This is a genomic window from Curtobacterium sp. BH-2-1-1 (assembly GCF_001806325.1).
Classification (GTDB): Bacteria; Actinomycetota; Actinomycetes; order Actinomycetales; family Microbacteriaceae; genus Curtobacterium.
The window spans coordinates 884,360-897,375 of sequence record NZ_CP017580.1 but is presented as its reverse complement, the minus strand read 5'-3'; the positions used below and the strand labels follow the sequence as shown (position 1 = coordinate 897,375).

Genomic DNA, 13,016 nt, shown 5'->3' with positions numbered 1-13,016 from the left:
CCGCGCCTCCCGTCCGTCCCTTGGCCGGGATCCGGGTCAGAGCATCCCGGTGAGCACCCCGCCGTCGGCGCGGACCGCCGCACCGTTCGTGGCGGACGCCCGCGGGCTGGCGAGGTAGGCGACGAGGTCCGCGATCTCGTCGGGCCGGATGAACCGTTCGAGCAGGGTCGTGCGGTTCTGCCCGATCACCGCGGCCTGCACGGCCTCGACCGGGGCGTCCTGCGCGGCCGCGATCGTCTCGATCGTGGCCGCGACCCCGTCGGACCAGGTCGGGCCGCCGAGGACCGTGTTCACGGTGACGCCCGTCCCGCGGGTCCGCTTCGCCAGGCCGTTGCCGAGCGCGATCACCGCGGCCTTCGTGACGCCGTAGTGCACCATGTCGACGGGCACGTTCACGCCGGACTCGCTGCTGACGAACACGATCCGGCCCCAGCCGCGCTCGACCATCGGGTCGAGCAGTGCCCGGGACAGTCGGACGCCGCTCATCAGGTTGACGTCGAGGTACCGCTGCCACTCGGCGTCGTCGACCGATCCGAAGTCGGCCAGGCCGAACAGTCCGACGTTGTTCACGAGCACGTCCACCTCCGGGAGTTGCTCGAGCAGCGCGTCCACCTGCGCCGGGTCGGCGAAGTCGGCCGGGATCCCGGACACCTCGGCGCCGGGGAGCGCCGCTCGCAACCGGGCGACGGCGGCGTCGACCCCCGTGCGTTCCCGCCCGTTCAGCACGACGCGGGCTCCCTCCGCCGCGAGGGCTGCTGCGACGGCGTACCCGATGCCCTGCGTCGAGCCGCTGACGAACGCCGTCCGGCCCCTGATGTCGAGATCCACGTCGCACTCCTGTCGTGTCGATTCACTTGCCTGGGCAAGTCAATGTACGCAGGATCACTTGCCTGAGCAAGTCACGGTGGTACGCTCTCCCCATGCCGGACGACGTCGCCACCACCGGGCTCAGTGCTGAGGAGCTCGAGGTCTGGGTCGCCCTCGCGACCGTGCTCGAACGACTGCCGACCGCGCTCGACGCGCAGCTGCAGCGTGACAGCGGCCTGACGCACTTTGAGCACGGCGTCCTGTTCGCCCTCGACAGCGAACCCGACCGGACGCTGCGGATGAGCGTGCTCGCCGCCGCCGCGAGCTGCACCCTGTCGCGGCTGTCCCGCGCGGTGACGCGGCTGGAGCAGAAGGGGTGGGTCCACCGCGTGGTCGACCCGACCGACGGGCGGTTCACCCTCGCGGTGCTCACCGACAGCGGGCACGAGCAGGTCGTGGCGTCCACGCCGGCGCACCAGGCGCTCGTCCGGCGGGTGGTCTTCGACGCGCTCACGCCGGCCCAGGTGCGGCAGCTCGGCGCGGTCAGTCGACGCATCGCCGAGGCCGTCGGCGGGACACCGGTCTGGTCCCCGCCGACGCGGTGAGTCAGGGGCGCGGCGGAGCCGTGTAGGACCCGTTCCGCACGTCCTCGACGAGTGACCGCTCCGACGGCTGCCAATCGTAGGTGGCCCGTGCCTTCGTCGCGAGGAGGTGCGTGGACGTCGTCAGCGTCCGGACCGCCGGGCCCATCTGCGCCTCGGCGACCTCGAGCGGGACGGAGACGCTCGGGGTGCCGGTGAGGTCGCCGATCGCCTCCGCGAGTTCCCGGAAGGTGAACGGCACCGAACCGACCGCGTTGACGACGCCGGCGACCGGGTGCTCGATCGCCCGGACGTACAGGTCGGCGAGGTCGTCGACGTGCACGGGGTACCAGGAGTTCGCACCGTCGCCGATGTACGTCGCGGCGCCGTTCGCGACGGCGGCGTCGATGAGGCCGGTGACGAGCCCGGTCCCGCCGCGGCCGAAGACGAGTCCGGCGCGGACGGCGATCCCGGTGATGCCCGGCGCGCCGAGCACGATGCGTTCGGCCTGCGCCTTGACCGGCTGGGCGCTGACCTCGGGGAGGACCGCGTCCTCGGTGACGTCCGTCGGGTCGAAGCCGTAGACGAGTCCGGTGGAGGTGTAGACGACGGGCTTCGGGGAGGTCCCGGTGGTTCCGGGCGTTCCGGGCGTTCCGGGCGTTCCGCTCGTTCCGGCGGCTTCTGCTGCTCCGGCGGTGACGGCGCGGACGGCCGCGAGCTCGTCCTCGGTCGACTGCGCGGTCGGTGCGTAGTCCGAGGCCGCGTACACCACCGCGTCCGCGGCCGCGGCGGCTGTGCGGACCACCTCGGTGTCGGTGATCGAGCCGGCGACGGGTACTGCGCCGGCCGCGCGCAGGCGGGCGGCGCTCTGCTCGGAACGGGCGAGCGCGGTGACGGAGTGGCCGGCGGAACGGAGGTGTTCGACGAGGACCGAGCCGAAGTAGCCGCTGCCGCCGATGACGAAGATCTGCATGGACGGCACGCTAAACTCTGACATCAGTGTCAAGGTCAAGCGAGGAGCAGCGACGATGCAGATCGGCGATCTGAGCCGGGCCAGCGGGGCGAGTGCGCGGTCGCTGCGCTACTACGAGCAGCTCGGGTTCATCCGGCCGGAGCGACGGGCCAACGGCTACCGCGAGTACGACGAGTCCGACGTCGAGACCGTCGGCACGATCAAGATGCTCCTCGACCTCGGGCTGCCGACGGCGCTCATCGAACAGGTCCTGCCGTGCACCCGCGGCCGGAAGGTCGAGGACCAGTGCCCGGGCATCATCGACCAGGTCGTCGCGATCCGGGACGACATGGACGCGCGGGCGCAGCGGCTCCTCGCGACGAGGGACGCCCTGTCGGAGTCGCTCTCGCGCGTCGGACGCTGAACCGCTCCGCAGGCGGATTCCGCACGCGTGCAGCGACCGTCCCTAGGGTGACGCCATGCATGACGAACCTGACGGGGGACAGCACCCGATCGTGCCGACCGAGCACGGTGCCGTGCGCCACGGTCGCCAGCGGCGCGCAGCCCGCACCCTCTTCCCGGCGATCGGCGGCGTCCTCGCGATGGCACTCGTGCTCACGGGCGGGTACGCGGCCTGGTCGTACGCGCAGCTCGACAGCGCCGTGACGAAGGTGCACGTGGCGCTCCCGCACCCCTCGGCGTCCGCCGACGTCGACGGGTCGGCCGAGAACATCCTGCTCGTCGGGGACGACCACCGTCCGGCCGACGCCACCCCGCAGGAGCTCGCCGAGCTCGGCACGCAGCTCGACGACGGGGCGACGAACACCGACACGATGATCGTGCTGCACATCCCCGCGGGCGGGGGCAGCGCGACGATGATCTCGTTCCCGCGCGACTCGTGGGTGCCGATCCCCGGCCACGGCACGTTCAAGCTGAACAGCGCGTTCTCGGACGGCGCGGCGAACGGCGGCGGCGACGCCGGGGGCATGCGCCTCCTCATCCAGACCATCGAGAACATCAGCGGCCTGCAGATCGACCACTTCGTGCGCGTCTCGCTGCTCGGCTTCTACCAGCTCGTGAAGGCGCTCGGGCCGATCCAGGTCTGCCTGAACGAACCCGCCCACGACCCGAACTCGAACGTCGACCTCCCCGCGGGGAACTCGACGCTGAACGCCTCGCAGGCGCTCTCCTTCGTCCGGCAGCGCGACGGGCTCCCGCGCGGTGACCTCGAACGCGAGGTCCGCCAGCAGTACTTCCTCTCGCAGGAGGCCCGCAAGGTCCTCTCCGCCGGCACCCTCCTCAACCCGGTGAAGGTGTCGGACCTGCTGCACGGTGTCGGGGACGCCGTGCAGATCGACGACGGTCTGAGCATCCCGAGCCTCGTCAACACGTTCCGCAGCATCGACCTGTCGAGCATCCGGTCGACGACCATCCCCACCGCGGGGACCCCGACCATCGACGGCTACTCGACGGTGGCGGTGGACTTCGGCGCGGTGCCGGCCTTCATCCAGGGCATCGTGGGCGCGCCCGCGGCGTACACGTCGGCGAAGGCGGCGTCCCCGTCGAGCGTGCACGTGTCCGTGCAGAACGGCGGCTCCACGCCGGGCGGTGCGACAGCCGCCTCGGCAGCGCTCACGGCGAAGGGGTTCGTGGTCGGGGCGCCGAGCGACACCACCACCACGGCGGCCACGGTCGTCGAGTACCCGAAGGGCGCCGAGGCCGCCGCGAAGGCCGTCGTCGCGGCGGTCCCCGGAGCCACGGCGGTCCGCTCGGCCACGGTGTCGGGGGTGACGCTCGTGCTCGGGACCGACGGGCACACGGTCGGGGCCGCGGGGGCTGCCGGGTCCGGTTCCGGCTCCCGCGCGGGCGCTCGCTCCGGGTCGTCCGGGTCCGGCGCGTCCGGCACCTCCGGGTCGTCCGGGGCCGGGTCGTCCGCGTCCGCGGCCACCCCGTCGTCCACCCCGGTCGGCAACGCGTACGGCAAGCAGGGCACCTGCATCAACTGATCGCACCCCCGGCCACCGCGCCGTGTCAGCATGGAGCGTGCTGACCGTCGGGATCCTCGTCGTCGCGGGCGTGGTGGCCGGGGTGATCGGCACCGCCGGCGGCATCACCTCGCTCGTGGCCTACCCGGCGCTGCTCGCCGTCGGGGTCCCACCGCTCGCCGCGAACGTCACGAACTCCGTCGCGCTCATCGGCAGCGGTGCGAGCTCCGCGTTCCGGGCTCGTCACGAGGTGCGCGCCGAACCCGCGGTCCTGCGTCGCTGGATGCCGACGACCGTCGCCGCCTCGCTCGCGGGCGCGGTGCTCCTGGTCGTCACGCCGGCGCACCTCTTCGACCGCATCGTCCCGTTCCTCGTGCTCGCCGGGGGACTGCTCCTGCTGCTGCAGCCGTTCATCGACCGTCGTCGTGCACGGGCCGCCGGTGCCGCCGCGGGTGGGCACGGCGCCGCCGCCTCGGCCGGGATCGTCGGGGTCGGCGTCTACAACGGGTACTTCGGCGCCGGGTCCGGTGTGCTCATGATCGCCGTGCTGCTGCTCACGGGGGAGCCGTCCCTGCACCGTGCGAACGCCGTGAAGAACGTGCTGCTCCTCGCCGCGGACCTGTTGCCGGCGGTCGTGTTCGCGGTGTCCGGGCACGTCGTGTGGTCCGCCGCCGTGGCCCTCGGCGCGGGGGCGGTGGTCGGCGGGCTCATCGGACCGACCGTCGCCCGGCGGGTGCCGCACGGGGTCCTCCGGGTCGCGATCGCGTGCTGCTCGGTCGCGCTCGCCGTGTACCTGTTCGTCACGGTGGCGTCGTCCTGATCCGCGGGGACGATGGCCCCTGACGCCCCGGGACGACTGTCCGGATCGGTACGGTGGTCGGCATGGCACGATTCACGCCCCCAGCCGCCGACGCCGTCCGCGCACGCCTCCTGCTCGCCGCGCGCGACGAGTTCGCCGCGGCGGGGCTCGTCGGCGGCAAGGTCGAGCGGATCGCCGCCGCCGCGTCGAGCAACAAGGCGCAGGTCTTCCACTACTTCGGCAGCAAGGAGGGGTTGTTCGACGCGCTCGTCGAGCAGACCGTCGCCGAGACCTTCGACCTCGTCCCGCTCGACACCGACGACCTGCCCGGGTTCGCCGGCCGGTTGCACGACTCGTGGACCGAGCGGCCCTGGGCCCAGCGGCTGGCGACCTGGCACCGGCTCGAGCGCGCGTCGGCCGCTCCGCTCGAGGCGATCGTCGAACGCCGGACCACGATGGTCGCCGAGGTCGAGCGGGCGCAGCGGGCCGGCGTCCTGCCGCGCAGCTACCGACCCGCGGTGCTGCTCGGTCTCGTGCTGCACCTCGCGGCGTTCTGGAGCGAGGCCTCCGCGGAGTCCGAGGCCCTGACGCGCGCGGTGGTGCCGGCGCGGCGACGGCAGATCGTCGTCGACGCGGTCACGTCACTCGTCGGCAGCTGACGGTCAGGACCCCGCTCCGAACGGCAGGCCGAGGCCGACGCCGAACGGCACGCCCAACCCGAGGAAGCCGGACGCGGCGACGGCGGCCGGCAGCACGACCGTGACGAGCGTCAGCGTCGCGCCGATGAGCACCGCCGCGAAGGCGAGGCCGTCGCCGCGCTCGCCGGTGCGTCGGACCTCACGGCGGGCGATGAACCCGACGACGACTCCGCCGATCGGCGCGACGAAAGCGAGCGCGATGGCCACGACCGCGATGAGGCTCAGCGGAGCGACCTCGGTCGGAGCACCAGCGGTCGGCGCGGCGTCGGGTCGGGTGGCGGGCACGTGGGCTCCGGGAGCGATGTCGGTCACGGCGACCGAGCCTACGAGCGCGTCGACCGACGGGGGAGTACCCAGTCCTGGTGGCGTGGAGGCACTCCGGTGTGCCACGCTCGGTCCGTGGACGACGGACTCCTCTACGACCTCTGCAGCCGAGCGCGGCGCGTGCACATGCGAGCCGGCGGGTCGGAGCCGGCGCTCCGCGGGCTGACGGACTTCATCTCCGCCGCAGCCGATCCCCGGGGCACCTACTCGGACGCGGCCCTCGTGGCGCTCGTCGAAGCGGCGCCCGACCCGGTCGGGTTCCGGTGGGGGCTGGAGCGGCTCGAAGCGGTGAGTGCCATCCGGACCGTCCCGCCGTCGGACTACTCCGACGACGAGGTGGCCGAGTACGAGGACGCCCAGGCTGCCCTCCTGCGCCGGATCGGCCGCGACAGCGGGGAGCCCGCGCCCGGCCCCGTCCAGGTCGTGAAGAACGTCCTGGAGCAGTTCGTCCGCCGCTGGTACTGACCGCTGCGATCGCGCCCGGCTCAGCCGCGTCGTCCGGCGCGTGCGGCGAACGCATCGAGCGCCCCGAGCACCTCGTCGTTCCGGAAGAGGATGCCCTGCTGGTACTCGTTCTTCTTCGTCAGGATGCCAGCGGCGACGAGTCGGTCGAGGTGGGGGTACACGTTCTTCGCCTCGACACCCATCTCGGCTGCGAGGGTCGATGCGTTGAGGACGGGCTGCCGGGCGACCACATCGAGCGCCTGCCAGATGCCGGAGTCGCGACGGGCCGTGACGGCCGTTCGCCAGCGCGCTCGGATCGACGAGATCTCGTCCACGAGCTCGCGGGCGTTGCCGATCGCTTCGAAGGAGGCTTCGGCGACCAGACGGATGATCGGCTCGATGTCTCCCCGGCGGTAGTCGGTGAGCGCTCGGACGTACCCCGCGGTGTCGGTGAGGAGGCCGGCGGAGACCGGCACCGTCACGTTCTGGGTGAGTTCGTTCGACCGGAGCATCGCTTGGAGGAGCGCCCGGCCGGTGCGTCCGTTGCCGTCGGTGAACGGGTGGACCGTCTCGAACTGGGCATGCGTCACCGCGACCTGCGCGAGTCTGGGCAGGTCGAGTCGACGAGCGAACTCCATCACGTCGTCGACCAGCGACGGGACGCGTTCCCAGGCCGGCGCCACGTAGTCAGCGCCGACCGGCGTTCGCCCGCTGGTGCCGATCCACACGGCCTCTTCGCGGAACCGCCCGGCCTCGTGCCGGCGGTCGCCGCGGAGCAGCACTTCGTGCATGGCCAGCACGGTCTCCGTCGTCAACCGGTCGGACAACTCGATCGCGGTGCGCATCGCGCGGGTGTTCGACACGATCTCGCCCGCGTTGCGCTTCCCGACGCCGCCGAGTTCCGCAGTGAAGATCTGCCGCGCGCTCGCCGTCAGGTGTTCGATCTGCGACGAGGCAGCCGCTTCCGAGCGGAGCAGCAGCGGGGCGAACGGCGCAACCTCGCTCCCGAGGGACTCATCGAAGCGCGTGAGTGCTGTCGATGCCTCGTCTGCGAGGACCGACACGGCGTCGGACAGCCGCATGGAACGGTGCGCGATGCGGGGCGGGACCGCTGCTCGGTACGGCTCGGTGATCGTTTCCCGGCGCGCGGCTCGTGGTCCGTGCTCCGCGTACCGGCTCTGCCACTGCAGATCCTCGAAATCGAGCGACGGCCATGCTTCGGGAAGCAACGTCATGAGTCGGACCTCGGATTTTCTGTGATGAGCCATTATCTCAGAAAATCTGCCGTCCGCACACTGCGATCGCGCCCGGCTCAGCCCCGCTCGCGCAGGAACGCCACCTGCCGCTCCCAGTGCACGAACCCACCACCCTCGTGCCCGTTGTACGGGTACACCTCGATCGCCTTGTCCACCGAGCCGAGCGCGTTGTAGGCCGCGAAGGTCGTCCGCGGCGGGACCACGTCGTCCATGAGCGCGACGGAGAACAGCGCCGGCGCGGTGATCACCGCCGCGAAGTGCACCCCGTCGAAGTAGGCGGCCGTGTCCCACACGGTGTCGATCGCGTCGCGGTGCACGGACAGGTAGCGCGCGAGCTCGAGGTACGGACCACCCACGGCGACGGCGGTGCCGTTCTCCCAGTCGCTGAGGAACGCGACGTCCGGCAGGAGCGCCGTGATCGGTCCGACGTGCGCCTCGACCAGCGCGGCCGCGGCGATGGTGATCCCGCCGCCCTGGCTCCCGCCGGTCAGCGCGATGCGGTCCGGGTCGACGCCCGGCAGCGAGCGGACGGCGTCGACGAGTCGGACGGCGTCGGTGTACACGCGCCGGTAGTAGTGGTCGGCGGGGGACCCGATGCCGCTCGTCATCCAGCCGCCGATGTGCGGGCCGGAGCCGTGCGGGTCCGGGGTGTCGCCGCCGGATCCCCACCCGCTGCCCTGGCCGCGGGTGTCCATCACGACGTGCACGTACCCGGCGAGGGCCCACGAGACCCGCTCGCCAGGCAGCCCGCGACCGCCGTTGTAGCCGAGGAACTCGACGACGACCGGCAGCGGCCCGGCGGCGTCGACCGGTCGTGAGACCCAGGCCCGGACAGGGTCGCCGGCGAAGCCCGGGAAGGTGAGGTCCTCGATGACGAGTCCGGTCACCGGGGTGTCGGCGGCGGCGAGGACGGGGTCGGTGCCCGACCCGGCGGCCCGTGCGTCGACGACGGTGTCGGCCCAGAAGGCGTCGAAGTCGTCCGGGCGGCGGACCTCGGGTCGGTAGGCGCGCAGGGCGTCGAGGGGCAGGTCAGTGAACGGCATGTGGTCTCCTCCGGGGACGATGATGCCCCCGACGCCGTGGTGGACGGCGTCGGGGGCTGGTGTGTCCGCGAACGGACGAACGGACGAACGGACGAACGCACGGACGGACGAACGGACGAACGGACGAACGGACGGACGAACGAACGAGCAGCCGCTCAGCGCGCGGCGGCCCGGTACTGCTCGAGCACCTCGGGGTGCGGGTCGCCGGCCACGACCGTGGTCGCCGTCTCCCACGCCGGCAGGCTCCCGGTGAGCACCCACGCCGCCTGCTTCGCCGCGCCGGCCGCCACGTACTCGCCCGGCTCCGGCACGCGGACGTCACGACCGAACACCTGCGCAGCGACGACCCGCACGGCCTCGTTGCGTGCGGCACCGCCGATGAGCAGCAGCCGCTCGACGGTGACACCGGTGCCCTCGACCGCCGCGAGGCCGTCCGCGAGCGCGCACAGCATCCCCTCGACCGCGGCCCGGGCGAGGTGCGCCCGGTCCGTCGTCCCCGGCGTCATGCCGAGCAGCGAGGCCGTCGCGTCCGGTCGGTTCGGCGTGCGCTCGCCGACGAAGTACGGCACGAGCACGAGCCCGTCGGCACCCGCCGGCGCCTGCAGCGCCAGCTCGCCGAGCGCGTCGTGGTCCACGCCGAGCAGGCCGCCGATCACCTCGAGCACGCGCGCCGCGTTGAGCGTCGTGACGATCGGGAGGCGCGACCCGCTCCCGTCGGCGAAGCCCGCCACGGTCCCGCTCGGGTCGCGCACCTCGGCGCCGGTGACCCCGAAGACCGTGCCGCTCGTGCCGAGGGACACCGCGACGTCACCCGGGCCGAGTCCGAGGCCGAGCGCTGCCCCGGCGTTGTCGCCGAGTCCGGCGCCGACGAGGAGCCCCGAGGGTGCCACGGCGTCGTTCGGCAGCTGGACGTCCGCGGTGAGCGTGCCCATCGCCTCGTCGGGCAGGACGACCCGCGGCACGACGACCGAGTCCGGGGAGCCCGTGGCACCGGCGACGCGCATCGGTCGTCCGAGCGCCGACTCGAACAGCTCCGCGTCGTACTCGCGCCGCACCGGGTCCCAGTAGGCCGTGCCGCTGGCGTCGGAACCGTCGGTGGCGAGGGCGTCGAGGTCGGGGCCGAGCGGACTCTCGTCGGCCGGACCGTACCCGCGCAGCCGCCACGACAACCAGTCGTGGGGGAGGGCGACGGCCGCGACCCGGCCGGCGTTCTCGGGCTCCGCGTCGCGGAGCCACCGCAGCTTGGTACCGGTGAACGACGCCACCGGCACCAGACCCGTGCGGGCGACCCATGCCTCCTGGCCCAGCTCCGCGACCATCTGCGCGGCCGCGTCGGCACTGCGGACGTCGTTCCACAGCAGCGCGTCGCGGACCACGCGGCCGTCCGCGTCCACCGCGACCATGCCGTGCTGCTGCCCGGCGATCGCGACGGCGCCGACGTCGGCGAGCCCGCCGGCGTCCGCAACGGCGGTACCGAGCGCGTCCCACCAGTGGCGGGGGTCGACGGACGTGCCGTCCGGGTGGGACGCGCGGCCCTCCCGGACGACGGCGCCGGTCGCGGCGTCACGGATCGTGACCTTGCAGGACTGGGTCGACGAGTCGACCCCGGCGACCAGGTCAGCCACGAGCGCCCATGAGGTGCTCGATGGCGAGCTGCTGCAGCTTCACGAAGCCGAAGCCCTTGCCGCCGAAGTACGCGTCGGCGTCGAAGTCCTCGAACGCGGAGCGGTCGGCGAGGAACGCGTCGTACGACTCGCCGTCGTTCAGGGTGGGGGTGCTGAGCTCGCCGACCTTCGAGGCCTCGAGCGCTGCCTGCACCTCGGGGTCGGCGCGGAACGCCTGCGCACGTTCCTTGAGCAGGAGGTACATGCGCATGTTCGCGGCCGCGGAGTCCCAGACGCCCGTGATGTCCTCGGTGCGGCTCGGCTTGTAGTCGAAGTGGCGGGGGCCGTCGTACGCCGGGCCGCCCTGGGGTGCACCGTGCTCGAGCAGGTCGACGAGCGAGAACGCGTTCTGCAGGTCGCCGTGCCCGAAGACGAGGTCCTGGTCGTACTTGATGCCGCGCTGACCGTTGAGGTCGATGTGGAAGAGCTTGCCCTGGTAGAGCGCCTGGGCGATGCCGGCCGTGAAGTTCAGCCCGGCCATCTGCTCGTGGCCGACCTCGGGGTTGATGCCGAAGAGTTCCGGGCGCTCGAGCGTCTCGGTGAACGCGATGGCGTGGCCGAGGGTCGGCAGCAGGATGTCGCCGCGGGGCTCGTTCGGCTTCGGCTCGATGGCGAACCGGATGCCGTAGCCCTTGTCGGTGACGTACTGGGCGAGGAGGTTCACGGCCTCGCGGTAGCGCTCGAGCGCGGCCTGCACGTCCTTCGCGCTGTCGTACTCGGCACCCTCGCGGCCGCCCCACATCACGAACGTCGACGCGCCGAGCTCGGCGGCGAGGTCGATGTTGCGCAGGACCTTGCGGAGCGCGAACCGGCGCACCTGGCGGTCGTTCGAGGTGAAGCCGCCGTCCTTGAACACCGGGGCGGAGAAGAGGTTCGTCGTGACCATCGGCACGACGATGCCGGTGGCGTCGAGGGCGCCCTTCAGGCGGTCGATCTGCGTCTGGCGCTCGGCGTCGGTCGAGCCGAACGCGAAGAGGTCGTCGTCGTGGAAGGTCAGGCCGTAGGCGCCGAGCTCGTCGAGCTTCTCGACGGCCTCGACCACGTCGAGGGCGGGGCGGGTCGGGCCGCCGAAGGGGTCGGATCCGTTGTAGCCGATGGTCCAGAGACCGAAGGAGAACTTGTCTGCACGGGTGGGCGTCGTTGCCATGGTGGTCACCGTTCGTCGTCGAAACAAAATGTTGCCGCGCCCAACATAAGCGGTAGTGTTGACTCTGGCAAGGACGTGATCGCAAGGGAGCGAGCGGATGGCACAGGACCGACTTCGAGTGGCCATGGTGGGCCACGGCTTCATGGGAGCCGCGCACTCACAGGGGTGGCGCATCGCACCGAGGTTCTTCGACCTCGGGGTCGAACCGGAGATGGCCGTCATCGTCGGCCGTGACCCGGAACGGACCGAGGCGGCGCGGCAGCAGTACGGCTGGCAGGCCGCGTCCACCGACTGGCGCGCCGTGGTCACCGACCCGGACATCGACGTCGTCGACATCTGCTCGCCCGGCTCGTCCCACGTCGAGGTCGCGATCGCGGCGCTCGAGGCCGGCAAGCACGTCCTGTGCGAGAAGCCCCTCGCCAACACCGTCGCCGAGGCCGAGGCGATGACCGCGGCGGCCGCCGCCGCACGGGCGGACGGCGTCCGCGCGATGGTCGGCTTCAGCTACCGCCGGGTGCCCGCCATCGCGTTCGCGAAGCGGCTGGTGGAGGACGGGAGGCTCGGCACCGTCCGACAGGTCCGCGCGCTCTACCTGCAGGACTGGCTCGCCGACGAGGACGGCCCGATGACGTGGCGGCTCGACAAGGCGCTCGCCGGCTCCGGCTCGCTCGGCGACATCGGCGCGCACGCGATCGACCTCGTCGAGCACGTCACAGGCGCACAGCTGTCGACCGTGTCCGGCACCCTCGAGACCTTCGTGACCGAACGACCGCTGATGGCCGAAGGCGTCGGGCTGTCCGGCACCGCCTCGACCGAACGCGGGCAGGTCACCGTCGACGACGCTGCTTTCTTCCTCGGACGGCTCGCCGGTGGCGCTGCCGACGGAGCGATCGGCACGTTCGAGGCGACGCGCTACGCGACCGGCCGGAAGAACGGCCTGACGCTCGAGATCAGCGGGTCGGCGGGTGCGATCCAGTTCGACCTCGAGTCGATGAACGAGCTGCGCTTCTACGACGCCACCGCCCCCGCGGGCGAGCAGGGCTTCCAGCGGATCCTCGTCACCGAGCCCGAGCACCCGTACATGGCCGCCTGGTGGCCGACCGGGCACCTCATCGGGTACGAGCACACCTTCAGCCACGAGGTGAAGGACTTCGTCGAGGCGATCGTCGCGGGCACCGACCCGTCGCCGTCGTTCGAGGACGGGCTGCACGTGCAGCGGGTCCTCGACGCGGTCGAGCGGAGCGCCGCCGACGGCAGCGCCTGGACGGTGATCTGAGTGGCTCCGACGAAGCACGCCCTCGTCGTGCGCGGCGGGT

14 protein-coding genes are annotated in these 13,016 nt (G+C 72.4%); 7 read left to right on the top strand and 7 right to left on the bottom strand.

Annotation, left to right across the window (positions count from 1 at the left end):
- Positions 1 to 36: 36 nt before the first annotated feature.
- Positions 37 to 828, bottom strand: a complete 792-nt coding sequence (locus tag BJK06_RS04105; RefSeq protein WP_070416817.1) for an SDR family NAD(P)-dependent oxidoreductase — start codon at positions 826 to 828, stop codon at positions 37 to 39.
- Between the two features lie 92 nt (positions 829 to 920).
- Here BJK06_RS04105 and BJK06_RS04100 point away from each other — a divergent pair, with 92 nt between their 5' ends.
- Positions 921 to 1,412: a MarR family winged helix-turn-helix transcriptional regulator gene (locus tag BJK06_RS04100; RefSeq protein WP_070416816.1), complete on the top strand. Its 492-nt coding sequence runs from the start codon at positions 921 to 923 to the stop codon at positions 1,410 to 1,412.
- 1 nt (position 1,413) lies between these two features.
- On the opposite strand, the gene BJK06_RS04095 is transcribed toward BJK06_RS04100, so the two are convergent.
- Positions 1,414 to 2,361 carry an NAD-dependent epimerase/dehydratase family protein gene (locus BJK06_RS04095; RefSeq protein WP_070416815.1) on the bottom strand — a complete coding sequence of 316 codons (948 nt, stop codon included), beginning with the start codon at positions 2,359 to 2,361 and terminating at the stop codon, positions 1,414 to 1,416.
- A 55-nt stretch (positions 2,362 to 2,416) separates the two neighbouring features.
- Between BJK06_RS04095 and BJK06_RS04090 the strand changes: the two genes are divergently transcribed.
- The 4 genes from BJK06_RS04090 (at position 2,417) to BJK06_RS04075 (ending at position 5,783) form a co-directional block, all read left to right on the top strand.
- Positions 2,417 to 2,764, top strand: a complete 348-nt coding sequence (locus BJK06_RS04090; protein ID WP_070416814.1) for a MerR family transcriptional regulator — start codon at positions 2,417 to 2,419, stop codon at positions 2,762 to 2,764.
- A gap of 55 nt (positions 2,765 to 2,819) precedes the next feature.
- Positions 2,820 to 4,346: an LCP family protein gene (locus BJK06_RS04085; protein ID WP_070416813.1), complete on the top strand. Its 1,527-nt coding sequence runs from the start codon at positions 2,820 to 2,822 to the stop codon at positions 4,344 to 4,346.
- Between the two features lie 37 nt (positions 4,347 to 4,383).
- A complete protein-coding gene (locus BJK06_RS04080) occupies positions 4,384 to 5,145 on the top strand; it encodes a sulfite exporter TauE/SafE family protein (RefSeq protein WP_175475767.1) in 762 nt (253 codons plus the stop codon).
- 62 nt (positions 5,146 to 5,207) lie between these two features.
- A complete protein-coding gene (locus tag BJK06_RS04075; RefSeq protein ID WP_070419199.1) occupies positions 5,208 to 5,783 on the top strand; it encodes a TetR family transcriptional regulator in 576 nt (191 codons plus the stop codon).
- Between the two features lie 3 nt (positions 5,784 to 5,786).
- Here the strand turns inward: BJK06_RS04075 and BJK06_RS18780 are convergent, their stop codons facing one another.
- The gene (locus BJK06_RS18780) at positions 5,787 to 6,134 is read right to left on the bottom strand and encodes a DUF4190 domain-containing protein (RefSeq protein ID WP_070416811.1); all 348 of its coding nucleotides are present in this window, start codon (positions 6,132 to 6,134) and stop codon (positions 5,787 to 5,789) included.
- Positions 6,135 to 6,221: 87 nt separating this feature from the next.
- Here BJK06_RS18780 and BJK06_RS18775 point away from each other — a divergent pair, with 87 nt between their 5' ends.
- The gene (locus BJK06_RS18775) at positions 6,222 to 6,611 is read left to right on the top strand and encodes a hypothetical protein (protein WP_070416810.1); all 390 of its coding nucleotides are present in this window, start codon (positions 6,222 to 6,224) and stop codon (positions 6,609 to 6,611) included.
- Between the two features lie 20 nt (positions 6,612 to 6,631).
- On the opposite strand, the gene BJK06_RS04060 is transcribed toward BJK06_RS18775, so the two are convergent.
- The 4 genes from BJK06_RS04060 to xylA all read right to left on the bottom strand — a co-directional run bounded on the left by BJK06_RS04060 (position 6,632) and on the right by xylA (position 11,700).
- A complete protein-coding gene (locus BJK06_RS04060) occupies positions 6,632 to 7,858 on the bottom strand; it encodes a Fic family protein (protein ID WP_219810654.1) in 1,227 nt (408 codons plus the stop codon).
- A 44-nt stretch (positions 7,859 to 7,902) separates the two neighbouring features.
- On the bottom strand, positions 7,903 to 8,889 hold the full coding sequence (locus tag BJK06_RS04055; protein WP_070416808.1) for an acetylxylan esterase: 987 nt from the start codon (positions 8,887 to 8,889) through the stop codon (positions 7,903 to 7,905).
- A gap of 155 nt (positions 8,890 to 9,044) precedes the next feature.
- Positions 9,045 to 10,514: a xylulokinase gene (locus tag BJK06_RS04050; protein ID WP_156794751.1), complete on the bottom strand. Its 1,470-nt coding sequence runs from the start codon at positions 10,512 to 10,514 to the stop codon at positions 9,045 to 9,047.
- Complete coding sequence (gene xylA, locus BJK06_RS04045) at positions 10,507 to 11,700, bottom strand: xylose isomerase (RefSeq protein ID WP_070416807.1); 1,194 nt, start codon at positions 11,698 to 11,700, stop codon at positions 10,507 to 10,509. The genes BJK06_RS04050 and xylA overlap by 8 nt, the downstream gene beginning before the upstream one ends.
- A gap of 97 nt (positions 11,701 to 11,797) precedes the next feature.
- Between xylA and BJK06_RS04040 the strand changes: the two genes are divergently transcribed.
- Complete coding sequence (locus BJK06_RS04040; RefSeq protein ID WP_070416806.1) at positions 11,798 to 12,976, top strand: Gfo/Idh/MocA family protein; 1,179 nt, start codon at positions 11,798 to 11,800, stop codon at positions 12,974 to 12,976.
- The last annotated feature ends 40 nt before the right edge of the window (positions 12,977 to 13,016 follow it).

Excerpts from the sequence above, each read along its gene's own strand:
- BJK06_RS04075 (WP_070419199.1), top strand. The coding sequence starts at position 5,208 with ATGGCACGATTCACGCCCCCAGCCGCCGACGCCGTCCGCGCACGCCTC.
- BJK06_RS04100 (WP_070416816.1), top strand. The coding sequence starts at position 921 with ATGCCGGACGACGTCGCCACCACCGGGCTCAGTGCTGAGGAGCTCGAG.
- BJK06_RS04040 (WP_070416806.1), top strand. The coding sequence starts at position 11,798 with ATGGCACAGGACCGACTTCGAGTGGCCATGGTGGGCCACGGCTTCATG.
- BJK06_RS04060 (WP_219810654.1), bottom strand. The coding sequence starts at position 7,858 with ATGGCTCATCACAGAAAATCCGAGGTCCGACTCATGACGTTGCTTCCC.
- BJK06_RS04055 (WP_070416808.1), bottom strand. The coding sequence starts at position 8,889 with ATGCCGTTCACTGACCTGCCCCTCGACGCCCTGCGCGCCTACCGACCC.
- xylA (WP_070416807.1), bottom strand. The coding sequence starts at position 11,700 with ATGGCAACGACGCCCACCCGTGCAGACAAGTTCTCCTTCGGTCTCTGG.
- BJK06_RS04085 (WP_070416813.1), top strand. The coding sequence starts at position 2,820 with ATGCATGACGAACCTGACGGGGGACAGCACCCGATCGTGCCGACCGAG.
- BJK06_RS04095 (WP_070416815.1), bottom strand. The coding sequence starts at position 2,361 with ATGCAGATCTTCGTCATCGGCGGCAGCGGCTACTTCGGCTCGGTCCTC.
- BJK06_RS04090 (WP_070416814.1), top strand. The coding sequence starts at position 2,417 with ATGCAGATCGGCGATCTGAGCCGGGCCAGCGGGGCGAGTGCGCGGTCG.